This is a genomic window from Alkalibacterium sp. f15, from assembly GCF_049389645.1.
GTDB lineage: Bacteria > Bacillota > Bacilli > Lactobacillales > Carnobacteriaceae_A > Alkalibacterium.
Map to the genome: position 1 here is coordinate 613,216 of NZ_CP186540.1, position 24,436 is coordinate 637,651.

The 24,436-nt window shown below is 38.7% G+C and carries 22 protein-coding genes; 2 read left to right on the plus strand and 20 right to left on the minus strand.

Annotated elements, in window-relative coordinates:
- Positions 1–80 precede the first annotated feature (80 nt).
- From ACO1PF_RS03080 to ACO1PF_RS03090, 3 genes are read right to left on the minus strand one after another with little or no spacing between them, the layout of a single operon-like run.
- Positions 81–2,129 carry a penicillin-binding transpeptidase domain-containing protein gene (locus ACO1PF_RS03080; protein ID WP_423190489.1) on the minus strand — a complete coding sequence of 683 codons (2,049 nt, stop codon included), beginning with the start codon at positions 2,127–2,129 and terminating at the stop codon, positions 81–83.
- A gap of 32 nt (positions 2,130–2,161) precedes the next feature.
- Positions 2,162–2,857, minus strand: coding sequence for a hydrolase (locus ACO1PF_RS03085; protein WP_423189892.1), 696 nt, complete (start codon positions 2,855–2,857; stop codon positions 2,162–2,164).
- A 17-nt stretch (positions 2,858–2,874) separates the two neighbouring features.
- Positions 2,875–3,375 (minus strand): glycoside hydrolase family 73 protein, encoded by a 501-nt coding sequence (locus ACO1PF_RS03090; protein ID WP_423189893.1) that lies wholly within the window; start codon positions 3,373–3,375, stop codon positions 2,875–2,877.
- A 311-nt stretch (positions 3,376–3,686) separates the two neighbouring features.
- Here ACO1PF_RS03090 and ACO1PF_RS03095 point away from each other — a divergent pair, with 311 nt between their 5' ends.
- Positions 3,687–4,664, plus strand: coding sequence for a Gfo/Idh/MocA family protein (locus ACO1PF_RS03095; RefSeq protein ID WP_423189894.1), 978 nt, complete (start codon positions 3,687–3,689; stop codon positions 4,662–4,664).
- Positions 4,665–4,763: 99 nt separating this feature from the next.
- Here the strand turns inward: ACO1PF_RS03095 and ACO1PF_RS03100 are convergent, their stop codons facing one another.
- The 17 genes from ACO1PF_RS03100 to ACO1PF_RS03180 all read right to left on the minus strand — a co-directional run bounded on the left by ACO1PF_RS03100 (position 4,764) and on the right by ACO1PF_RS03180 (position 23,136).
- Positions 4,764–5,099, minus strand: a complete 336-nt coding sequence (locus ACO1PF_RS03100; RefSeq protein ID WP_423189895.1) for a thioredoxin family protein — start codon at positions 5,097–5,099, stop codon at positions 4,764–4,766.
- A 61-nt stretch (positions 5,100–5,160) separates the two neighbouring features.
- Positions 5,161–8,142 (minus strand): FtsX-like permease family protein, encoded by a 2,982-nt coding sequence (locus ACO1PF_RS03105; RefSeq protein ID WP_423189896.1) that lies wholly within the window; start codon positions 8,140–8,142, stop codon positions 5,161–5,163.
- Positions 8,143–8,167: 25 nt separating this feature from the next.
- Complete coding sequence (locus tag ACO1PF_RS03110) at positions 8,168–8,872, minus strand: ABC transporter ATP-binding protein (protein ID WP_423189897.1); 705 nt, start codon at positions 8,870–8,872, stop codon at positions 8,168–8,170.
- Positions 8,873–9,004: 132 nt separating this feature from the next.
- Positions 9,005–10,183: a class I SAM-dependent rRNA methyltransferase gene (locus ACO1PF_RS03115; RefSeq protein WP_423189898.1), complete on the minus strand. Its 1,179-nt coding sequence runs from the start codon at positions 10,181–10,183 to the stop codon at positions 9,005–9,007.
- Positions 10,184–10,312: 129 nt separating this feature from the next.
- Positions 10,313–12,466: an LTA synthase family protein gene (locus tag ACO1PF_RS03120; protein WP_423189899.1), complete on the minus strand. Its 2,154-nt coding sequence runs from the start codon at positions 12,464–12,466 to the stop codon at positions 10,313–10,315.
- A 187-nt stretch (positions 12,467–12,653) separates the two neighbouring features.
- Positions 12,654–14,084 (minus strand): ATP-binding protein, encoded by a 1,431-nt coding sequence (locus tag ACO1PF_RS03125; protein WP_423189900.1) that lies wholly within the window; start codon positions 14,082–14,084, stop codon positions 12,654–12,656.
- Positions 14,062–14,772, minus strand: coding sequence for a response regulator (locus ACO1PF_RS03130; protein ID WP_423189901.1), 711 nt, complete (start codon positions 14,770–14,772; stop codon positions 14,062–14,064). Before ACO1PF_RS03130 ends, ACO1PF_RS03125 begins: the two co-directional genes overlap by 23 nt.
- Positions 14,773–15,007: 235 nt before the next feature.
- On the minus strand, positions 15,008–15,331 hold the full coding sequence (locus tag ACO1PF_RS03135) for a single-stranded DNA-binding protein (RefSeq protein ID WP_423189902.1): 324 nt from the start codon (positions 15,329–15,331) through the stop codon (positions 15,008–15,010).
- Between the two features lie 167 nt (positions 15,332–15,498).
- Positions 15,499–15,687: a DNA-directed RNA polymerase subunit beta gene (locus tag ACO1PF_RS03140; RefSeq protein ID WP_423189903.1), complete on the minus strand. Its 189-nt coding sequence runs from the start codon at positions 15,685–15,687 to the stop codon at positions 15,499–15,501.
- A 45-nt stretch (positions 15,688–15,732) separates the two neighbouring features.
- On the minus strand, positions 15,733–16,716 hold the full coding sequence (gene mreB, locus ACO1PF_RS03145) for a rod shape-determining protein MreB (protein WP_423189904.1): 984 nt from the start codon (positions 16,714–16,716) through the stop codon (positions 15,733–15,735).
- Positions 16,717–16,948: 232 nt separating this feature from the next.
- Complete coding sequence (murA, locus tag ACO1PF_RS03150; RefSeq protein ID WP_423189905.1) at positions 16,949–18,250, minus strand: UDP-N-acetylglucosamine 1-carboxyvinyltransferase; 1,302 nt, start codon at positions 18,248–18,250, stop codon at positions 16,949–16,951.
- Between the two features lie 213 nt (positions 18,251–18,463).
- The gene (locus ACO1PF_RS03155; RefSeq protein WP_423189906.1) at positions 18,464–18,703 is read right to left on the minus strand and encodes a DUF1146 family protein; all 240 of its coding nucleotides are present in this window, start codon (positions 18,701–18,703) and stop codon (positions 18,464–18,466) included.
- Between the two features lie 145 nt (positions 18,704–18,848).
- Entirely contained in the window at positions 18,849–19,478 is a 630-nt protein-coding gene (upp, locus tag ACO1PF_RS03160) for a uracil phosphoribosyltransferase (RefSeq protein ID WP_423189907.1), read from the minus strand.
- Positions 19,479–19,562: 84 nt separating this feature from the next.
- Positions 19,563–20,582, minus strand: coding sequence for an L-threonylcarbamoyladenylate synthase (locus ACO1PF_RS03165; RefSeq protein ID WP_423189908.1), 1,020 nt, complete (start codon positions 20,580–20,582; stop codon positions 19,563–19,565).
- Positions 20,563–21,465: a peptide chain release factor N(5)-glutamine methyltransferase gene (gene prmC / locus ACO1PF_RS03170; protein ID WP_423189909.1), complete on the minus strand. Its 903-nt coding sequence runs from the start codon at positions 21,463–21,465 to the stop codon at positions 20,563–20,565. The genes ACO1PF_RS03165 and prmC overlap by 20 nt, the downstream gene beginning before the upstream one ends.
- On the minus strand, positions 21,455–22,531 hold the full coding sequence (prfA, locus tag ACO1PF_RS03175; RefSeq protein WP_423190490.1) for a peptide chain release factor 1: 1,077 nt from the start codon (positions 22,529–22,531) through the stop codon (positions 21,455–21,457). The genes prmC and prfA overlap by 11 nt, the downstream gene beginning before the upstream one ends.
- 8 nt (positions 22,532–22,539) lie before the next feature.
- A complete protein-coding gene (locus tag ACO1PF_RS03180) occupies positions 22,540–23,136 on the minus strand; it encodes a thymidine kinase (RefSeq protein ID WP_423189910.1) in 597 nt (198 codons plus the stop codon).
- Between the two features lie 190 nt (positions 23,137–23,326).
- Here ACO1PF_RS03180 and manA point away from each other — a divergent pair, with 190 nt between their 5' ends.
- On the plus strand, positions 23,327–24,277 hold the full coding sequence (gene manA / locus ACO1PF_RS03185) for a mannose-6-phosphate isomerase, class I (protein ID WP_423189911.1): 951 nt from the start codon (positions 23,327–23,329) through the stop codon (positions 24,275–24,277).
- Positions 24,278–24,436: the final 159 nt, after the last annotated feature.

Sequence of the window (24,436 nt, forward strand, 5' to 3'; positions counted from 1 at the left end):
TTTCAAATCATATAAAAACACAGTCAATATATCATATAACGCTTTATCTTACAATACTTATTTCAATTCATTTTATAGCATCAATCAATAAGGGTTTTAACAGTCGTAAAGAAAGGATAAAACTGGTCGATTACATCGCCACTTTTTTGTCCTTCTAAAAAGCCTACGAAGGAATAAGATTCATCTTGTTCATCGAATACATACAAAAATCCGTTTGTTTCGTTCTCATCTTCGCCAGCAATTTCAGCAGTTCCAGTTTTAGAGCCAACCGAATAACTCAAGTCATTTAAAGGATAGGACGTCCCATTTGAGCTTGTCACCGTTTCAACCAGCATATCTCTTACCAGATCAGCGTTTTCGCTTGATACAATTGCTTCAGTCATAGCTTCTTTCTCTTGAAGGAGTAATTGAGGATAGACAAATTCTCCTTTGTTTAGAACAGGTGTGTAGAAAGCTTGTTGATGGATGGTATTCATCAATATTTCACCTTGCCCATAGGCTGTGTCAGCTAATAAAGTAATCTCACTAATTTCATTATTGTTTGCCAGTTGAGCGGGTTCCATGGTTAGAGGTATATCAAAATCTTCACTAAACGGAAACTGTAGCATGTTTTCGACAAAATCATTCAGCCCGAGTTCCAGAGCTTCCATGGCAAAATAGATATTATCTGAATAAACCAAGGCAGCGGTTAAATCAACCTCAGTGACCGCATCATTCACTCTTGTGATCTGTCTATCTCCAAAACCTTCCCTGTCCGATGACCAGTTTAGGCCTTCGATGGTATTGATTTTCTCAGGTGTTGTAACTCCTGAATCGAGCAAAACAAGTGAGGTCAGGATCTTAAATGTTGAACCTGGTGCGTAGCGGGAAGTGAAACGATTTAAGAATGGCTGATTCTCATCTTCGTTGTATGCGTCATAATCTGCCTGGGAAATCCCGCGAGCAAAAAGCTGGGGATCATAAGAGGGTGAACTCGTCAAAGCGAGAAGTTCACCATTTTTGGGATCCATAACAGAAGCAGCACCTGGTTCAGATTTAAATGATGCAAATAATTCTGATTGAATATCAGTATTTATAGTTAAACGGAGTGACTCGCCATCTTTTTTCTCTCTTTCTATCACAACTTCTCTGGTCTCACCTTCGCTATCAGCAAGTGCTATTTGTCCACCCATTTCTCCCCGTAGCTCTTTATCAAATCTGTATTCCAAACCACTCTTACCTACTACTTGTCCTGATTGTAATAATGGATTATTTCCAATGTCTTCAGCAGAAACATCCCCGACGTAACCAATCAAATGTGCCGCAGCTTCTCCTAAAGGATAGAGTCGGTCAATCGTTTGCTGATACAAGACACCTGGAACTTCTGGTGTCTCGCCTGCATCCACGATTGTAAAAGGAACGAAACTCTCTTCCGTAACCCAATTTTGGCCAAGGAGTTGTTCAAGTGCTTCTACTGATATGTCGAATGTGTCACTTACAGTTGCTAATTGATTTTCTCGTTCTTCCCCTTCTCCTATGACGGCAGGATACAAACCAGCTTCATAGGCATCGCCTTCACCAGCAAGCATATTTCCGTTCCGGTCATAGATAGATCCCCGGTTAGGCTCAGTGTAAGTTAACTCCACTGTATCACCTTCCACCATATTAGGGAAAAATAGGGAATGATCCCAATGAATTGCTTTAAGATCTTCTGCTTCATAAATGGCTGACTGATAGTTTAACGTTTCAACTTCGCCTAAAACCGTATTCATGCCTAGACTATACGTGAATGAATAGACATCCATTTCTTCATCATAGATGATTTCGTGATCTGTAATTTCTACTTCATCGACTCCGATGGCCTGAAAAATCATTTCATATCTTTCAATCAACTCTTGTTTTGTATATCCTTCATCCGTAACCGATTGTTCTAGCAGCGTTTCTGCATAGGCTTCAAAACGTGTTGAAGCCTTCGCTTTTAAATAATCATCTACTAAGCTTTCAACTTTTTCGCGTCGCTCGATAGCTAATTGTTCAGCTTTCCAATTTCTGTAATACATATAACCACCAGTGCTTAACAAAAGAAGCAGGATAATACCCAGAACAATCCCCATCACTTTTTTGTTTGATGCTTTTGGTTGATTTTTCATTTTTTTCACGTAATCTACTCCTTTATTTCTACTTATTCATCTTCAAAACGATTTTTCTCTAAAGCTCTATAATTAATCATTTTTCTGCTGAACAATTCACCATTCGATGGTGGTGTATAGGTTATTGCGTTGGCGCCAGCCTTGATTGTTTCCAATATACTTTCATCCGTTGGGCCACCGGTTGCAATAATGGGTAAATCAGGATACTTTTCTCTCAGTTCCCTCACGATTTTACTCGTTCTACCTGCACCTGATACATTAATAATATCTACACCAGCTTTTATGCGTTTCTCAATAGTCGTATATTCTGATACCACCGTTAAAATAATGGGAATATCGATTACTTCGTTTATTTGTTCAATTGTATCTATCGGTGTTGGTGCATTGACGACAACTGCTTTACATCCGTGTGCTTCTGCAAATAAAGCCATATTTGCAGAACGTGTCCCTTGGGTCGTTCCCCCCGCTATCCCGGCCATAATCGGGATGGTCGATACAGAAGTAATGGCTTGAATGATGGCCGGATGTGGTGTGAATGGATAGACTGCCATGATGGCATCAGCATCATTATTCATGATCAGTGCAATATCAGTTGTGAACATAAATGCCTTAAACCGTTTCCCATTTATTAATATTCCACTGGCTTTTCTAATTACTTCAGGCACCTCTACATATCCATTGTACAAATTCGATTTCACTGACGGGTATTTTTTCTTATCCATATCCATCCCTCTTTATCTTTAGTTTACTTATCATACTGATCAAGTTCATACAACTCTATGATCTCAATAATTTTTTCAGGGTAAGCTGGGTCGGTTGCATACCCCACAGAGTAAAGCGCGTACGCTGCCTCTTTATACGTAGCAGCTTCCTGAACGCTTTGGTAAAGTGCAGGATTCCACGACACTCCATTAGCAATCAACTCAGCATAATCTTTCACCGACGCTTCAAGAGACGGGTAACTTCTGAATGAAGCATGAATTTCTATCCATTCTTCGTCGTATTCCAAGGTCGCATATTTTTTACTGTCAGACTGACCTTTGATCCCAAAATAGTTATTTTCCTGCTGTGATAAGCTGCTTTTTCCCCAGTTAGATTCTAAAATCGCCTGCGCGATAGCCACACTGGGCTTTATTCCATGAGATTCCTTGAGAGGAACAGCGTGACTTGCCACATCGGTAATAAATTCTTCTCTTGTTCTGCTCTTTTGAATCACTATTTCATTCTCTATCGTTTGACTGATCAATGCTATGGATCCAATAAAAGCAAGAAAAAGAATCGTCAGTATTTTTGCGAGAGGAAGAGATTTTTTCTTTTTATTATAACTCAGATTTTATCCTCCTCTTTTGTTTTTGAAACATTTATACTAAGGATACAAACGTACATCACTTGGTATGCTGTTATGTTACCTTTTAAATTAATTTTTGTAGGCCGTTCACTACTATTTTAACATATTAAGATTAATCTAAACAGATACTAGTAAAAAGTATACATATGTTTTCAAAAAAGCGTTATACTTCGTGGATAGAAAGAACCACTAAAGAAAGAAGGGTCAACTTGAAAATAATAAATTGGGGCATTATTGGTCTCGGTGATATCGCTCATCAATTTGCATCACAGTTCGAGTCAGATAATGCTAATCTCTTGGGTGTGGCTTCTTCTACTCTTCAAAAAGCCTTTGAGTTCTCAAAAAAATATGATGTAAAAAAAGCCTACGGAAGTTATGAAGAATTAGCCTACGATCCAGAGATAGACATTGTATACATTGCCACTCCAAACAGTTCCCATTATACTGACATATTGACGTTACTTAAAGCCGGCAAACATGTCTTATGCGAGAAACCGATCACTCTTAACAGCACGCAGCTAAACATGGTATTAAAAGTCGCACAAAGTAAAAATTTACTTTGTGCTGAAGCGATGACCATTTATCACATGCCTCTTTACAAACAAATAAAAAGCAATATACAGGCAAATAAATACGGTAAATTAATGATGATCCATACTTTATTCGGAAGCAAACAGACATATGACCCGACAAACCGTTTCTATAATCCTGATTTGGGCGGTGGTGCATTACTCGATATCGGTGTTTATGCCTTATCCTTTATCCGGTACTTTCTTTCAAGTCAACCAGAGATAAAACAAACGACTGTCTCATTTAATAAAACAGGAGTCGATGAAAACAGCACTTTTCACTTCCGGAACAAACAAGGTGAAATTGGGACCGCTGCCTTAAGTTTCCAAGCAAATATGCCGATTCAAGGTGTTATTGTATGCGAAAAGGCATATATCACTGTCTCCGATTTCCCAAGAGCATCTCAGGCCATTGTTAACTATCCAAACGGTTTAACAGAAGAAATCAATATGGGTAATCGCTCCAAAGCCCTGAATTATGAAATACAGGCTATCTCTCAAACGCTCTTATCCGAAAATGATTTCTCCTATATTTCCCTTACTCGAGACGTCAACGAGTTGATCGACTGGGCCGCAAAGGAATGGGACATGTCTTGGGTGTTTAAAGACGAGAACTGATGGTCAAAAAAAACCTCCCAGGAAACTGAACGACCCTGACAGATAAGATGATTGATCTTATCTTCAGGGTCGCTTGTTTTTCAAGGGAGCTTTTATGGTTTAGCCCTTTAAAGCACTCGTTATTTTTTCCAATTGTTCGTATAATTTGTTTTTTTCAATGAATCGCGCAAATCGCATGACTTCCCGTCCATCAACGAATAATAGGACAACAGGTACCGTAAACACGATATATTCTCCAGAAATTTCCGGAATTTTTTCAACATCCGCTTGTAACGTTTTGATTTCTGGAAACCCTTCTACTATTGGTTTGATTTGAGGAAGGACACCGTGACAAACTGAACAATTTTGACCGTACAAAAACAAAAAGGCTAAATCATTCTGTTCCACATGCTTTTTGAGTTCTTCTAAGGATTGTGCCTCTTTAAATCCCTCCATATATCTTTCCTCCCATTACTTTTATGATCGTTCCATACTAATTCTTAATCAACTTTTTCCATCAATCCGGAATTTTCAATGCTTCGACCATATTGATGTGTTTTAATTTGAAATGCATCACGACCATTACCAAACTACTGAAGAAAAACATCAGCAGGAATGAATACAGATAACTCGACCATGTAATTTGGCTGAGGAACCGCATAATATCAAGTTCAGCGGTTTGCAGTACAAAGCGATGCATGAAAACACCTAATACAAAGCCGATAAAAATGCCCATAATGGTCAAAACAAAATTTTCACGATAAACGTACATGGTTACTTCTTTGTCGAAGAAGCCCAAGACTTTGATTGTCGATAATTCCCTGATACGTTCTGAAACGTTAATATTTGTGAGGTTATATAAGACAACAAAGGCAAGCGAAGCCGCCGAGATAATGAGGACCACCGTCACCACATCCAGGCTGTCCATCGAATCTTGGAACGCGTCTTTGATGGCTGTCACAAACGTTACGCCCAGTACAGCCTCTTCTTCAATCAACTGTTCACCCAGCTCATTATCACTTATTTGTTCGTCATATATAAGCAATCGTGTATTATATTCGAGTTCTTCATCGATCACTTGATCATAATAGTCTGGCGACATGTATATATAATGCTGGACATATTGTTCAGAAACAGCATCGATTTCAACTTCTATTGTTTTTGAGTCGTCCCATTCCAATTCTATTGTGTCTCCTACAGTAACGTCAAGCAACTCAGCTAACTTATCTGTAATAATCACACCATCATCTGGCAATTCGTATGTGTTCGATTGATTCTCCAAGTCTCTGAGTACAACAAAGTCTTTGAACAACTCTGCATCACTTGGGACAAAGAGGGTGAGATCACGCGTCTCTCCATCTTTATTGGCTTTGACATTTTCCTGAAAAGACGGAAGCTGTTTCTCAAACCCTTCTACGTTTTCAAGTGTAGCAACAAGTGACTCACGATCAGCAGCTGTTGCCTCAGTGTTTTCAGCTACGACTGCCTGGTATAAATTGATCTCTCCAAATTGTACGTCTGCGATATCAGCTATTGAATCGGATAAGCCATAGCCAGTCAGTAGCAATGCCGTTCCGCCAGCCACCCCAAATAAGGTCATCAACATTCGACGTTTATATCTAAATAAGTTTCGAGATGCTACTTTTTGAGTAAATGAAAATCTTTTCCAAATAAACGGCATGTATTCCAAGAAAATCCGTTTCCCTTTTTTAGGCGCTTTAGGCCGTAGTAACGTTGCCGCATTGCTACGTAAAGATAGGCGAACGGAAACTAATGTAGACAATCCGGTTGCCAAGAGTGCAGCGGCCAAAGAGATGACCGCGTAGTTCCAATAAAATTGTGTTTGGGCGGAAGGTAGATTGTACAGTGAACTATAAGCGTCTAAAATAACATTAGGAAAGAGCCAATACCCTAAAAACAAACCTAATACACTCCCGAAAGAGGTGGCAATAAATGCATAAACAAAATATTTGGTTGCAATGGCCATATCACCATATCCCATAGCCTTCAGTGTGCCGATTTGGTTTCTTCCTTCATCGACCATCCGTGTCATCGTTGTCAATGATATAAGCGCTGCTAAAAGGAAAAAGAAAACCGGGAATATTTTAGCAATAGCACTGATTCTCTCTGCATTTTCGTCAAACTCTCCGTAGCCGGCAAGTGATGTTCGGTCATTGACAAAATACTCCGGCTCGGCTAAATCAGCTAATTCTGTTTCGGCCTCTTCTAAATCAACTAAAGCTTCCTCAATTTCTGCTTCGGCTTCTGCGGCTTCTGATTCAAATTCAGCTGATCCATCTTGATACTCAGCTTCTGCCTCCTCTAGTTCCACCCGTGCAGCTTCCAATTCTTCTCTTGAAGCTGCTAGTTCAGCATTGAGTTGACTTTCAGCATTTCCGAGCTCTACTAATCCGGCCAGGACTTGTTCTTCCTGAGTCAATAACTCTTCGTAAGCTGGCGAGTCCTGCATCTGCGCGGCTTCAAGCTGGCTTTTGTTTTCTTCGATTTCATTCAATGCTTGATTTATTTGTGTCCGTTCGTTCTCGATTTCAGCACGTGCATTTGTTTCTTCGCGTTCCAGTTCGTCCATCCCAGCTTGATAGTCGGCGAAACCTTCATCGATCTCATTTCGAGCATCTTGAAGTTCCACTCTGCCTTCTTCAAGGTCTTGTCTGGCTTCCTCTATTTCTTCATATCCTTCTCCGATTTCACTTTCAATTTCTTCGTAGAGTGCTTCATACCTTTTATTCGGTCTTTCTGACATCAGCTCTTCTACTTCACCCGTTTTACTATCGATAAAGTCCTGGTATTCTGTCGAGTAAGCTACATATTCACTTGACTGATCAAATAAAATGTAGGCATCGGTATAGATTTCCATATCATAAACATCTGCTGACACCACTGAAAAACCGTCTAAATTGCCACTACCTATCGTTGTATTCCCTCTATTTATCCGTTCGATATACAAGGGACTATTCAAGAAACCAACGACTTCAAACGTATGCTCTTTAAGTGCAGCCTCACGATTTTCAGACGTTTCTTCATTTATTTTAATCGTATCGCCTAATGCATACTCATCAACATAACTATTCGTGTGATCGATAGCAATCTCATTAGTGTTTTCAGGTAAACGTCCTTCAACAACCTTAAAGTCATTGATCGAATGCTGCTCTTTATCCCAGCCGATAACTTTTGATGTTAAGCCTGACTCGTCAAAAATGACATCCTGACTATATAAATAGTTCACTTCGGCATTATCTAGCGAATTCAAGATTTCCCTGTCTTCGGCCTCTAATCCCATCGTTGAAAACACATGTAGGTCGCTTAGATTTTGATCATCATAATAAGAATCGGCCGTATGAATCATTACCGGTCCGGTAGCACTTAATCCAGCAAAAAAAGCGACCCCTATTAAAATAATAGCAAAGATAGACAAAAATCGGGTCTTGCTTCGTCCTATTTCTCTGAACGTATCTTTCCATAATGCTCTTTTGTTCATTACACTCCCTCATTTCGCATCCGTCTTACCATTCGATCGATTCTACTGATTGTGGATGAGCGTTCAACGTAACTTTTCTGACTTTAGCATTGTTGATATCGATCACACGGTTCGCCATCGGTGCAATGGCACGGTTATGTGTAATAACAACGACCGTTGCTCCGTATTCCTCTTTAGAACGGTTCAGTAAATCGAGTACTTTTTTCCCGGTTTCATAATCTAGCGCACCAGTAGGTTCATCACAGAGCAACAATTTCGGCTGCTTTGCTAAAGCGCGTGCAATAGCTACGCGCTGTTGTTCGCCACCAGACAACTGAGCAGGGAAATTATCCATTCGGTCTTTCAAACCAACGCTGATCAGTATTTCCTTTGCGTCTAGCGCATTGGGAGAAATTTCTGCTGCCAACTCAACATTTTCTTTTGCCGTTAAATTGGGAATCAAATTATAATTTTGAAAGATAAAACCAACGTCGTTTCGTCGGTATTCTGTCAATTGTTTATCATTAAATCCAACTATATCCGTCCCGTCAACAATGACTTCGCCTTCGTCAGCAGAATCCATCCCACCTAAAATATTTAAAACTGTTGTTTTCCCAGCCCCACTAGGCCCGACAATAACAGCAAATTCATTTTTCTCTATATCAAACGTTATGCCATCGTTAGCTACGACAACTGTTTCACCAGCTTTATAACGTTTCACTTCATTTTTCACAGAAATATAAGCTGACATTTTTTTCGTCCTTTCCAGTAACTTTCTATTTATTTTATCATATTAAGTGAGAGCGTCTCCTCTATTTTTGAAATCTTCAATCTTTAGTCATATATACAAAAAAAGGCAGGTTTCCCTGCCTATCGTTTGTTGCTATTTTGTCTTTTCAAGTACAAAGACTTTCAAATAATTAGAATTTGGATTTTGGCTGTTTACTGCAAAATCTTCAGGCAGGCTAAACTCCTCGACGAGGTAAGCATCCACATCTAATTCTTCAAAGGCTAGATTAACACTACCAAAGAACTCATCTCTTGAAACTGTTCTGGCATTCGTAGAAGTGATGATCAAACCTCCCGGTGCCAAAATCTGAATCGCTTCTTTTACTAATTCTGTGTAATTTTTTTCGACACTGAACGTTCTTTTCTTCGTACGTGCAAACGTTGGCGGATCCAAAACAATCAGGTCAAATTGTAGCTGGTGTTTTCGTGCGTAATCTAAATAATCAAATATATCCATTTTTCGAATTTCATGTTGTTCACTGTCTAAACCATTCACTTCGAACTGCTCTTTTGTCCGTTCTTTACTTCTGTTAGCCACGTCAACATTGACAGTTTTAACCGCTCCGCCCATAGCCGCCGCGACAGAAAATGCTCCCGTATAACTAAACGCATTCAGGACTTTTCTACCTAAGCCCCATTCTTCCATAATTTTGTTTCTGACATTTCGCTGATCGAGGAACAACCCGGTCATCCAGCCTTCATTTAAATAGGCATTATATCGAATACCATTTTCTAAAATGATTATAGGCTCTTCCGCTTTATCGCCTTCGACAAATTTACTTTTATGCGGTGCATTTGGATAATGGCATTTCTCATAAATACCTTTGAAATCAGGAATAGCCACTTTAAAGGCTTTTAGTATCATATCTTTATTTTCGTAAATACCTTCACTGTACCAAGAAAAGATATAATAACCATTGTAATAATCAATAGTCAAGCCACCTATACCGTCGCCATCACCATTAAACATACGAAAAGCCGTCGTTTTTTCATCAGCATAAAAAGCTGACCTTCTTTCTCTTGCCATTCTAAATAGTCTGTCAAAAAAAGCGTAGTCTATTTTATCCGAATCATCTAGAGACAAGACCCAGCCAGCTGTTTTCTTTTCGTTACCAATGTATCCAAGTGCCACAAATTTATAATGATTGTCCACTAGCCTCACAAATTCACCTTCGACTAGTTCTTTTTTATCGAAAAAATCCAATTCTTCTAACATCGGGTACCCTTTTTTGATACGATCAGTTGCTAATTCTTTTATTCTCAATACTTTCATAACGCACTCCTTTTAGCTAATCTTCTGTCTTATTTCCTATCATAGTATAACATATTATGATAACGAGTATAGTCTGTCTAAAATTAAAAAAAGTGGACGCTAAATAGCTCAACGTCCACTTTTTCACACTTATTCTAATTGTTCAAAGTCCAATTTTTTATCGGGATCTATCTTCTTAATAAACTCACGGTAACTCATTTCGTTGATTAATTCTGGGGCATCTGATTCATAGAGCCCCTCACTCGAATGTCCATCTCTTTGTTTAAGAAGACTGTCCTCTTTTAAAGCATTGCTTTCTAAAACGTCCAATTGGTTAGAGAATATATAGTCATTCGGTTTGAACTCTTCCATTGAGGCAGGCGAATAGAATCGCAACAAATCCATCATCATAATGTTATCTGAATGCGTCAACTCTTCACGGGCTTCGTCTCTAATTAAGTGTAATTCAGCCTGTTCAGCTTCAGACAATTCATCCGACAGCTCATTTCCATCTTGATCATAAATCGATTGACCAATAAATGAATAGTCGGATGTCAATACTCGTCCGTTTCTTAAAGGTACCGTACTGTTGTGATTTTCGGATAACAGATCTTGTCCCATAAATAAGAATTCATTTGTTTCAACCCCAAGTAAGTGCATGAGTGTGGGTAACATGTCGACTTGACCACTATACGTATCATGGACTTGACCGTTACCAGCTCCTGGTACGTGCATGATCAACGGTACACGTTGCAATTCAGTATCATCATATTCGTTCCATTCTTCCTTGTCTTTACCAATCAATTCGGCGAGATGAGGATTTCGCATGTTCGATATGCCGTAATGATCACCGTATAACACAATAATAGAGTTTTCATACACCCCACTTGCTTTCAAGTAATCGAAAAACTCTTCAATGGCTTGGTCTGCATAATTAGCAGTCGCAAAATACTGATTGATCGTATTATCATCTGTCTGTGCATTTGGAAATCCTTGGTTTTGTTCATCCAATGGGTACGGAAAGTGATTGGAGACCGTTACAAATTTTGTATAAAAAGGTTGTGGTAACTGTTCGATATACTCTACCGAATCTTTGAAGAACAACTTATCTTTTAATCCATACTCAAGTGAGCGTTCTCCGGACACATCGTAAGACTCTGCATCGAAAAAGTAATCATAGCCAAGGTGTCGATACGTATCGGTTCTATTCCAGAACGATCCAACATTCCCGTGGAAGGCTGCTGAAGAGTATCCAGCTTTTTGTCCCAGTATTGCAGGCGCTGCATGAAAGGTGTTTGTGGATCCCAGCGTTTGAAAAGCACTACCTTCAGGTAATCCATACAAGGATGTTTCTCCAAGAATCTCCGCATCAGCAGATTTTCCCTGACTTGTCTGATGGAAGAAATTATTAAAACTATGAGAGTCCTGATTATTGAATAAGCTGTTAACGAATGGCATCACTTCATGCTTCACACCATTCTCATCTTCCAGTTCATAATCGATCAGAAACTGTTGGACACTTTCCATTGATATGACGATGACGTTACGGTCTTCGGCTGCACCGAAGTATTCCGCATTCGGTTCTCTATAATTCTCTCTCACAAACTCAATAATATCATTGAGCTGCGTCTCATCAGCACTTGCTCTGATCTGACTATTTTGAACCGTTTGAACAATATCATAACCTGTAAAAAAGTTTAGTCCTAAATACTTTACAATATAGTTTCTATCGAACGTCCGCGTCAGCAGTTGTGGTCGATCTATTTCTGCCAACGTCAAATTTCCGACGAATAACGCCAGTCCTAAAGCGGTAACTGCAAAGATGTCGCGTTTTTTAGCTGGTTTGAAATAGTGTTCAGTTATCGTTTTACGCTTACGTATAGAAATAACCACTAGTAGGATAAAATCAAACCAGTAGAGTAAATCCCATGGTCGCATCATAGCAAATGTTGAGGCTATTAAGCCCGCGGATACATTATTGGAACCAACCATGATATTCGTTGTAAGGAAATCCGAAAATTCTCTGTAATACAAGATGTTGGAATAGAGCAGTAAAGTAGTCACAAATAAAATTCCAATCAAAGCTATACTGGACGATTTTGATTTTTTAAAGTAAAGCGCAGCGGAAAAGAGTATCAGCGTAACAGCTAGTGGGTTAATAAACAACAAGAAATGCTGAATAACACCGTTCACTCCTAAATCAAATTCTATCCGATAGGCCATATATGTTTTGAGCCAAAACATAACTGTTACCAAACCAAACAAAGCATTTCTTTTGTTGAAAATGTTTTTGATCTTAAACATAAATAGCCCTCCTTCTTTTTATATTTTTAATTATTTTTATGATTATTTGAAATCAATTCATTCTTCTCGCATATTCTAAGCGAAACTCAAGTATAAGGCAAATCAAACGGTTTAAGCAATTAAAAAGTTCTCATAAAAGATTCTTTATAGTATTCAACCTAAATAAATCGGTTTTTCAACAATCTATTTATTTTTCAGGAAACGTCAACTTGAATGTCGTGCCCCTGCCAAGTTCGCTTATAACTGTTATCTTTGCTCCATGGAGTTCTACTAGCTGTTGTACAATAGCTAGTCCAAGACCAGATTCACCGAATTTAGTTTTGGTTCGAGAAACATCTGCCTTGTAGTAACGTTCCCAGATGTTTTCTAATTGAGTTTCTGTCATCCCGATACCTGTATCGCTAATAATGATCTCTGTACCTTCTGATGTATTTCTACTTGAAATGTCAATTTTTCCATTCTGAGTAAATTGCATGGCATTTTTAATTAGGTTGACTAAAATTTGTTTTAGTCGGTCATAATCTGCATATACAGTGACATGCTCCATGTCGTGAATAATTAATTCGTTCGAAGACTCTTTAATCATTTCTTTCATTTGCTCACTTATTTCATCGACGATTTCTGATAAAGGTATCGCATGTTTTGTTAATACAATTCGATTAGAACGAATATTTTCATAATCCATATTCTCATTGACCAAGCGTATCAAACGTCTTGTTTCTTTTCTCATAAGCTTTATACTTCTTAATTTTTGTGTTTCAGGGATGATATCGTGTTCTAACCCTTCCAGCAAACCGTTTATAGTAGTTAAAGGTGTTCTCATTTCATGGGCGGCATCTTGCATGAAACTTTTCCCGCGCTCTTCTTGTCTTATAACCTCATCTTGAGATTCTTTTAAAGCCGTCACCATACGGTTGAAATCTCTGGTCAAGTAATCTATTTCATCTCGTTCGTTATGTTCAAGTTGAATCGTATACTCACCTTCTGCTACTTTGTGGGCAGCCTTTCTCAATCGATTCACTCGCTGTACCTGGTAGTGAGCAAAGACTAAACTCATTAATACGGCAACAACCGTCGAGATAAGGAAGGCATTAAATAAATTCATTTTTAAATCAGCCATTTGTTGATTGACATGGCTGATCGGTGCACTTAACGTAACAAACCCGGCATACTCTTTGTTGTTTTTCTGAAAATAAGGAAGATAGACGAGTGTCGTTTCTCTTGGATTTCCTAATAAATCTTCACGATTTGTTATTAAAGATATGCGTTCACCCGATTTCAGTTGTTTAATTTGATCCGGAACAATATTTGCCCGCAAATTTATTGGTAAATCCGGATAGATTATATCTCCTTCTTCATCAAAAACAAAAAAGGAAACTTCCTGCGCCGTTAAAACGCGGTTGATCGTATCTAGTTGTGCCGGGTTCAAATCCTCGTTTACGACAGATTCAGCATAACTGAACAACCTGTTTTCGGTTGCATTCAAGGCCGTTCTCCGACCAAAATGTACTAGCGAAAAAACAGTTACCGTCATTAAGATAATGATAACCGCTAAAAAGCCTAAAAACTGTTGAAAGAAATACGGCAACTTCATTTTAGTCAATTTTTTCGGTATCATCGAACTTGTACCCTACTCCCCATACCGTCTTTATTACTTGCGGCCCATTTAAAAATACTTTTTGACGTAATTTTTTTATGTGTGCATCCACTGTACGCTCATCACCGAAATACTCATAATCCCAAACCAATTGAAGGAGTTGCTCTCTTGAAAAAACACGCCTGGGACTGTTAGCCAAAGTAAAGAGCAAGTCAAATTCTTTTGGTGTTAAATTGTTGAGAGGTTGATCATACAAGACGACCTCTCGCGTCGTTCGGTCCATTTTCAAATGTTCTGTTTCAATGTCAAATGTCAATTCATCTGCATCAGCAGCGTCTTTATTACTAGCTCTTCTAAGCAATGATTTTATACGCGCAACTAAAGTGAGTGGACTGAAAGGTTTGGTTACATAGTCATCTGCACCTATTTCCAAACCAATCACTTCATCACTTTCTGAATCTTTAGCGGTCAACATTATGATAGGGGTCGATAAAGACTCTTTTCTTATTTCTTTACAAATTGTCATGCCGTCCATCTCAGGAAGCATGATGTCTAATATAACGAGGTCAAACTTGTCTGGTGAATCTTTATACGTATCCAGGCCCTCTTTGCCATTGTGAACAAAGGTTGCCTCCCATTCTTCTTTCAAAAAGAACATTTCTATCATTTCACACACGGATTCATTATCTTCAATCATTAAAATATGCATGGTTAGCCTTCTTCCTAATTTCGTTCATTTTTATTATACACGCTATAATTGAATTTTTTGTGTAAATCGAGGCACTAAAACAAGAAAACAGATCAATTGTGACAACTTTGCAGCCAAAAAATAAACACAGCGCTTATAGTTAAAAACTAAACGCAAAAAGACAGCACATTATTTTTGTTCGGTAATGAACATAAATATTGTGCTGCGTTTTTATTTTTCCACTCTTTCAAACAGCCTATTCTTTTGGTTTTTTCTGGATAAATTCTATATCATCCACGAGCATTTCTACAACATACTTTGTTTCGTCGTCGTTCGTTTGATACGAACGCGATTGCATTTTGCCATTTAATGCAATCAGATCTCCTTTGCTGCAATATTTTTCAATAAGTTCAGCTTTCTTTCCCCAGGCAACAAAAGGTATGAAATCGGCATCCGTCACGCCTTCTTTTTTGAATGTCTTTTTAACTGCTAGAACGTTGTTGGTGACAAAACGGCTATCACCTATATTTCTTAACTCGACTTCTTTGACCATTCTTCCTATCAGCGATACTGTGTTCATGCTATTCCTCTTTTCACCATGTAGTAGGAAAGATTAAACTCTTTCCTCTACCAATAATATTATGAAAAGAAAAAATAACTCATTAATAAAGTTTTATTAAAAACGAAAAAACATTAAAGAAATAGAGAGAGAACCCCTATTACCTTAATGCTTTGATACCTCATCCATTAAAAAATATAATCTAAAATATGCTGCCAGATTTCCGGATTAAATACGTCCATTGGCTCGCCGGCCCCACCAACGACACTGTATCCAATCATTGTTCCCACTATAAATGCTGCAGCAATTAATAGAATCACAATCAGGACTTTTAATATATAAAATATTATATCTTTAACTATCGTTTGCCATGTCATTAGTGAGCACCTCAGTCAATTTTAAAGGATCGTCAAATCAAAGTATTATTTTCGGTTTTTTAAATTTTCAAGCAAAATACCTGTTCCAAGAGCGACAGAGTCGAGCGGATTTTCCGCTTTAAATACAGGCACCTTCAACTCTTCGGCAAAGAGTAGTTCAATACCGTCAAGCAGTGCTCCGCCACCGGTAAGAATGACACCACGATCAATGATATCTGCTGACAATTCTGGCGGGGTTTGTTCTAATACAGCTTTAGCTTGTTCAACAACCATATCCATAGATTCCCGTGTTGCTTCTAATACTTCCAGTGAAGTAATAGTAACGGTACGAGGCATACCGGAAACCATATCTCGTCCTCTTACATCCATTTCATCGTTTCGCCCGTGATCAAACATGACGCCGATTTCTTTCTTGATTGTTTCTGCGGTACGTTCTCCTATAAGTAACTTGTGCTTTTTCTTAACATATTGCGTGATATCGTTATCCAGTGTATCGCCTGCTATTTTAATCGAGCGACTGGTAACTATACCACCCATAGATAAAACAGCAATATCGCTGGTGCCTCCACCAATATCGATAACCATATTACCACTTGGTTGAAATATGTCCATACCTGCACCAATAGCAGCTACTTTCGGTTCTTCTTCTAAATAAATGTTTTTGCCGCCACTTTTTTCTGCCACTTCAATAATTGCTTTCTGTTCAATTGCAGTGATATTCGTTGGACAACAAATTAGAATGTTAGGTTTAGATAAAAAACCTTTTACATTTAATTTATTAATAAAGTAAGTTAACATTGCTTCAGTTATATCAAAATCGGCAATAACGCCTCCTTGCAAGGGACGAATGGCTTTTATATTACCGGGTGTACGACCCACCATCATGTAGGCGTCTACTCCTACTGCTAAGACTTCATTTGTTTTAGTATCTAACGCTACGACAGAAGGTTCGTTTAACACAATCCCTTTACCTTTTACATGTACAAGTACATTTGCTGTACCTAAGTCGATGCCAATATCTCTAGCCATCGTGTTTCTCCTTTCAACTCTTCATTCTACTTTCACTATTTCGAGATGCATAAGTCTAAAAATGTTTTCACTTATTCTATGATACTTAACATAATAAAAAAGAGCAACACTAAATTGACATTCTTAATTATTTATTAATTAATACTGAAGGGCATACGAAAAAGAGAGAGAATCAAGAATGATGGCCTACTTTCAACTCTTCATTCTGTTCTCTCTCTATAAAGGTTTTAATTTAGACAGATACGGTACTTGATTCTTGGGTTTTTATTGACTCTTCGTTGACTCGTTCAATATCGGCACCTAATTTTTTCATTTTAAGATGGAAATCCGAATATCCTCGATCCAAATGATGTAAATGAGTGACCTGTGTGTGACCTTCGGATACTAAACCGGCTAATATCAGTGAAGCCGCTGCACGCAGGTCTGTTGAAGCAACTTCAGCACCTTGCAATAATCCGCCGCCTTGAATAATAATACTTTGTCCATCAATTTGGAAAGATGCGTTCATCTTACGTAGTTCTTCCATGTGCATGTATCTATTTTCGAATACTGTTTCACGCATAATACTAGTTCCATCAGCAACAAGTTGTGCTATGGTCATCGGTGCTTGAAGGTCAGTAGGGAAACCTGGATAAGGCATAGTTTTAACATTCGTAGATTTTAATTTTTTTGGACCAATCACTTTTAATCCATCGCTGGTCTCAATAAATGTAACACCCATTTCACCTAATTTAGAAATAAGCGGTTTGTTATGTTCACTTATAGCTTCTTTAATTAAGACCTCTCCTTGTGTAATTGCAGCAGCAACCATAAAGGTCCCACTTTCAATACGATCAGGAATGATTGAATGATTTGTCCCTTCTAGAGCTTCCACGCCTTCGATGCGTATGGATTCTGTCCCTGCTCCAATTATTTTGGCTCCCATCTTATTTAAAAAGTTTGCCAAATCAACGATTTCAGGTTCTCTTGCAACATTCTCAATGACACTGGTTCCTTCAGCTAGTGTGGCAGCCATCATAATATTTTGAGTCGCTCCAACACTTGGAAAATCTAAGTAAATATGAGCAGCCTTCAGTTTGTCTACGGAAGCTTCAATAAAACCATTACCCATATTCACGCTGACGCCCATTGCTTCAAAGCCTTTCAAGTGTAAATCTATGGGTCTGGACCCTATCGCACAGCCCCCAGGTAAAGCAACTTTAGCATACCCTGTTCGAGCGAGTAATGGTCCCATGACCACGATAGAAGCTCGCATCTTACTCATAAAATCAAAGGGTGTTTTATTATTTAGTTTAGCTTCAGCATTTGTTCGGATCACTTTATTTTTTTCATCAAATTCAAGCCCAACGTTTAAATGATTCAATACTTCATTCATAGTGTAAATATCCGATAAAAGGGGTACGTTGTCTATGACATTCGTTCCTTTACTTGCTAAAACGGTGGCAGCTAGTATAGGAAGTGCAGCATTCTTTGCTCCATCTATATCAACAGAACCTTTCAGCTGATTTCCTCCGCCTACGATAATTTTCTCCATCTTATATCCTCCATAATTCCTTTTCCAGTTGTTCATCTTCTTTTGTCTTGTTTTAATTTAGTTATTAAAATAGTTGTCAAGCCGGTTATTCTATTAATAAAACACACTCGACATAGTATATCAGAAAGCTTACTGAAGGGGAACATCATGTAACCCCTTCATCAATGACATCTTAATGACAAATAGACTGCTTTGTCATTGACATGAAATATATCAAATCAAATAAAATAAGTTCTGAATTGAAAGAATAAAATCTATGAAAAAATTACTTGCTGTATAGCCGAGTGCAATAGAAATCAGTATATACAGGGTGCGTGCTTGTGGGATATGATATTTTTTTATTAACCTATCCGTTTTTAGCGCCTGCATTGCCCAAAAAGCAACAAGTATAAAAAACATATGCGAGACAAGATTAACTAATGATTGAAGCATGACAAGTGGCATACGGTTCATCCTTTCGTAATTATACTAGCACAAACTTCGAAATATTTCATTTATTATGCATATTACATTGACGTTACAAGGTGCTTTTTAAAATCCTAATAAAAAAAAATCCGATAAGGATTATTACCTTATCGGATTTTTTATTGTATATGTCTTATAATGTTCCAAACAGACGATCTCCAGCATCGCCTAATCCAGGTACAATGTAGCCTTTTTCGTCTAATTTTTCGTCTAAAGAAGCAGTATAGATATCAACGTCTGGGTGAGCATCCTGCAATACCTTTACGCCTTCAGGTGCTGCAACTAAACAAACAAATTTGATGTTTGTAGCACCGCGTTTTTTCAATGCATCGATGGCAGCAACTGCTGAACCACCTGTAGCAAGCATTGGATCTACAACTAATACTTCACGTTCTGACAATTCAGAAGGCAATTTGACAAAATATTCGACTGGTTGCATGGTCTCATGATCACGGTACATTCCGACGTGACCAACTTTGGCCGCAGGAATAAGATCTAACATCCCGTCAACCATTCCTAAACCAGCTCTTAAAATAGGTACAATCACTACTTTTTTACCCGCCAGCTGTTTTTGAACGGTTTTTACTAGAGGCGTTTCGATTTCAATGTCCTGTAAAGGCATTTCTCTGGATACCTCATATGCTAGTAAGCGTGCAATTTCATTAACAACTTCTCTAAAATACTTTGTTCCAGTATTTTTATCTCTGATAATTGTTAATTTATGTTGTATAAGTGGATGATCTATAACTTGAAATTTTCCCATAATCCGGCTCCTTTATTAACCTTTTTAACTTCTTATGTTATTGTACATAAAGTAATCGCAAGTTTCCAGAAGAATCCATCTTTATCATGATATTCCTACTATACGACTCGCTGCTTTTTCCAAGCGATTCATATACGCCGTCCCTATTCCTACTTTCGAGTAAGGTTCTACTAATATCAGCGATACCTCTTCCTCATCCAAAGCCCTTAAAGACGAGAATAATCGAGCAGCTGCCTGCTGTGGATTTTTTTTCTCGCCCAGTGTATGACCTTTTCTATTCTTATTACTTAACTGTTCAAACCATTCATCACTGACCAAGAACCCGATTTTTTCTCCGGATTTTTCTAATTGGTCCATTACTTCTCTAGTCTGCTCCAACGAAGCAGGTAAAATCCATACAGGTTTTTCAGGAGAGTAATGCTTGTATTTCATTCCAGGCGATTTAGGCCCAACTGATGCATCCGATAAATGAGCATCCATCCAAACTTTTCCTAACACTTCTTCCAATTCCTCAGAAGTAACGCCACCTGGTCTTAATATCGTCGGTCTTTCGGGATCGGTAAGGTCTAATACTGTGGATTCAAGTCCCACTCCAGTCGCCCCACCGTCGACTATTGCTTGGATTTTACCATCTAAATCTTTCTTAACGTGCAAAGCAGTAGTTGGGCTCGGTTTTCCAGAGGAATTCGCGCTGGGAGCCGCTAAGGGGATGCCTGCCTTCTCAATCAGTTCAAGCGCTACCGGATGATCCGGCATTCTTACCCCAATGGTATCCAATCCTCCTGTTACCGAGGGTGCAATTGGTCCTTTTTTCTTTAAAATCAATGTACACGGACCAGGCCAAAAATGCTCCATCACTGTCTTGGCAACGTCCGGAATGTACTGAACGTAGCGCTCCAGCTGGTCTATATTCGAAATGTGAATGATCAACGGATTATCATTCGGGCGACCTTTTGCTTCAAATATTTTTTTGACCGCTTCTTCGTTTGTTGCGTCTGCCCCTAATCCATAAACGGTTTCAGTTGGAAAAGCCACCACTTGCCCACTTTTCAAGTAAGCCACTGCTTGGTCTAATTCAGCAGAATTAAGAAAGATTGTCTGCATTAACGTCTCCTTCTTTCATTATCTTTGTATCGCGTTTTAGATGTATGGTCCGGTCGTTATTATTGAAATCTTTTTCTATCCTGATATCCGCCTTTGGAAAGTGATTTTTGAAAATAGCTTTAATTGCAGCTGCCTGTTTATAGCCAAATTCTAAAATCATTTCTCCCTCTGGATTCAATCTATCAGAAGCTTCCTCTGCAATTTTCTTGTAAAAATATAATCCCTCTTCTTCTGCAAATAAGGCCAGATGAGGTTCGAAATCAATAACTGATTCATCCATTTCATTGCGTTCAGATTGACTGATGTATGGGGGATTAGACAGGATCAAATCAAATGTCCCGGTAACTTTCTTCAGCATATCACTCTCGATAAAAGTCACTTCCGCACCTAAAGTCTGAGCATTAAAACTGGCTACATTTAGTGCCGCTTGACTTATGTCTACCGCAACAACTTCATCCTGGGGCCTCTCTAGCTTATGGCTGATCGCTAAAACACCAGATCCGGTTCCTAAATCGACGACACGCAAAGGTCGTTCTGGCAAACACTTGATGTACCGGTCAAACCACTCCTCCGTTTCAGGACGAGGAATTAGAGTCGCTTCGGTAATCTTGAATTGACGATCATAAAACCACTCGTGTCCCACAATATGCTGGGGTGGTTTGCCATGACTGGCTTCTGTCACGTCTTTAATAAATATCTCTTTATCCGTTTCATTCATCTCTTGCTTTTGATGCATAACTAGATCGGTCAAAGTTAGATTAAACCGTTCTTTCATCAGCCACTCGGCTATTTGGGGCTCCTTATGCTTCTGTTTTAAAAAAGAAGAAGCCCTAGAGAGGACTTCTGCATAAGTTGATGCTTCTCGGATAAACTTAATAGTCATTCTTTAACTGCTCCATTTTTCGGGATTGTTCCCACATGAGTAAGGGTTCAATTACTTCATCTAATTTTCCAGCCAGAATTTGATCGAGTTTTTGAATGGTCAAATTGATACGGTGATCAGTCACACGACTCTGAGGGTAATTGTACGTGCGGATACGTTCAGAACGGTCTCCTGTCCCTACGGCAGATTTACGTTCAGCATCCACTTCAGCTTGTGCTTCTCCAGTAATTTTATCATAAACACGAGAGCGTAAAATTTTCATAGCCTTTTCTCTATTTTTAATTTGAGAGCGCTCGTCTTGCATCGCTACAACAATCCCTGTGGGTTCATGCGTTAACCGCACAGCTGAAGATACTTTGTTTACGTGCTGTCCGCCCGCACCACTGGCATGATAAATATCGACTCGAATATCATTTTCAGCGATATCTATTTCGAGATCTTCAGCTTCCGGCATTACAACGACGGTTGCCGTTGAAGTATGAATACGTCCTTGTGATTCTGTCTGAGGTATTCGTTGCACTCGGTGCGCACCGTTCTCATATTTTAATTTGGAATACACATTTGTGCCTACTATCATCACCGTGATTTCTTTGAATCCACCGGCACTGCCAGAACTGGTGTTCAACACTTCTGTTTTCCAGCCTTGATTGTCAGCATACTTCTGATACATTTCAAACAAATCTCTAGCAAAGAGCTGCGCTTCATCTCCACCGGCGGCTCCCCGTATTTCCATAATAATATTACGTTCATCATTTTCGTCTTTTGGTAGAAGCATGAACTTCAGTTCTTCTTCTAGTGTTTCTTTTTCTGCTTTAAGAGCGTTACGTTCTTCTTTGGCTAATTCTTCCATTTCTTTATCTAAAGAATCATTAAGCATTTCTTCAGTATCTTCCAATTCAGTCAAAAGATTTTTGTATTTCCTATATTTTGCGACTGTCTCTCTTAAGTCGGCTTCCTCTTTACTCAATTTCATAAGGCGATCCGTATCGTTGATCACTTCCGGATCACTAAGCAACTCATTCAGTTCATCATAACGTATTTCTACTTCTACTAATCGATCCATCATACTACTCATTAATTATTACCTCTTTCTAGGTCGTGTTTTATCAAAGGGTTACTGTAGTGTTTTCTACATACCGGGTAATAGGACTCATTCCCACCTATGGCGATCTGCTCTCCCGTGTATACTGGTTCCCCGTCATGTACACGTAAATTCATGATTGCTTTTTTATGACAGAACCAGCAAATGGTTTTCATTTCTTCTATCTTGTCAGCTAAAAGCAGTAATTGCTCGGATCCTTCAAACAACTGGTTTCTAAAATCATTTTTCAATCCAAAAGCCATGACAGGAATAGACAGTTCATCTACTATTTGGGCTAATTGATTGACATGTGTTCTTTTTAAAAATTGCGCTTCATCAATCAACACGCACGCAACAGGTTTTTCCATCTCTTTTACGATTGAAAAGATATCCGTCTCGTCTGTAACGGGTATGGCTTTTCGTTTCAATCCAATTCGACTCGAAATGTAGCCTGATTCATCGCGAGTATCCAAAGCACTCGTAAACAGGACAACAGACTTATCCTGTTCTTCGTAATTATGTGCCACTTTCAAAATTTCAATCGATTTTCCACTGTTCATTGCTCCAAAACGAAAATACAATTGCGCCATGAATGATTGCCCACTTTCTTTAGTATACTTCAGTCTTCTCTTTTTCGTCTATATTGATAGACTCCAATCCTTATAAATTATAAGTGATGCTAGTAAAAAGTACAAGTCCACATTGAATACTGTACCATTTTCACCTGAATTTGTGCCGTTTATATGCTACACTAAAGAAAAAAATGATAGGAGTATGTGTATGTCAGAACCATTATTTTTTAAAGGTGCTTTCAAAGAGAAATTATGGGGTGGAAAGAAATTAAACGAATTTTTTGATTATCCCATCCCAAGTGAGAAAACCGGGGAATTGTGGGCTATCAGTGCTCACGATAACGGACCGAGCACTGTTATCAATGGACCTTATAAAGGGAAAACCCTAAAAGATTTATGGGATGAACATAAAGAGCTATTTGACTATGCTGAAGGAGCTGTTTTTCCGCTCCTGACAAAAATATTGGATGCACAGACAGATCTATCGGTTCAAGTTCATCCTGATGATAGCTACGGCATGGCACACGAAGGTGAATTAGGTAAAACTGAATGCTGGTATGTCATTGATGCCGAAGATGGCGCTGAGATTGTTTATGGCCATCATGCTCAATCAAAAAAAGAATTAGAAGACCTTATTGAAACAGGACAATGGGATAAGCTGTTACGAAAAAAAATGGTAAAACCTGGAGATTTCTTTTATGTTCCTAGCGGTACTATTCACGCTATTGGTGGTGGCATAATGATCCTAGAAACACAGCAATCGAGTGACACAACCTACCGCGTTTATGACTACGACCGTGTTCAAGATAACGGAGAAAAAAGAGAATTGCATATCGAAGATTCTATTGCAGTCACAACTGTGCCACATATCGATCCAGAACTGGAATTGCAAACCATAAGAAAAGCAGACTCTACAGAAACTACTTTGGTAACAAATTCGTTCTTTACTGTAAAAGAATGGAATATAGAAGGTAAAGCCTCCTTCCACAAAGACGCTCCTTATACATTAGTGAGCGTGCTAGGCGGGCAAGGGCAGTTGATTATCGAAAACACTATTTTCAATTGCGCTAAAGGTGATCATTTTATCCTTCCATCATCCGTTGAAACCTGGACATTTGAAGGTACTCTGCACATGATTGCTTCACATCCAGGGAAATAACAATAAAAAGCACCCGGAAGATCAGTTTTCAAACTGATCTTCCGGGTATTTTTATTATTACTGACACATTCGGTCAATTCAACGGTGGTCGTCATTCCTAAGTGTCGAATCTGTTCCAACTTCGGTCGTTTCAGTACATTTAGCCGCTCCTAATTACCG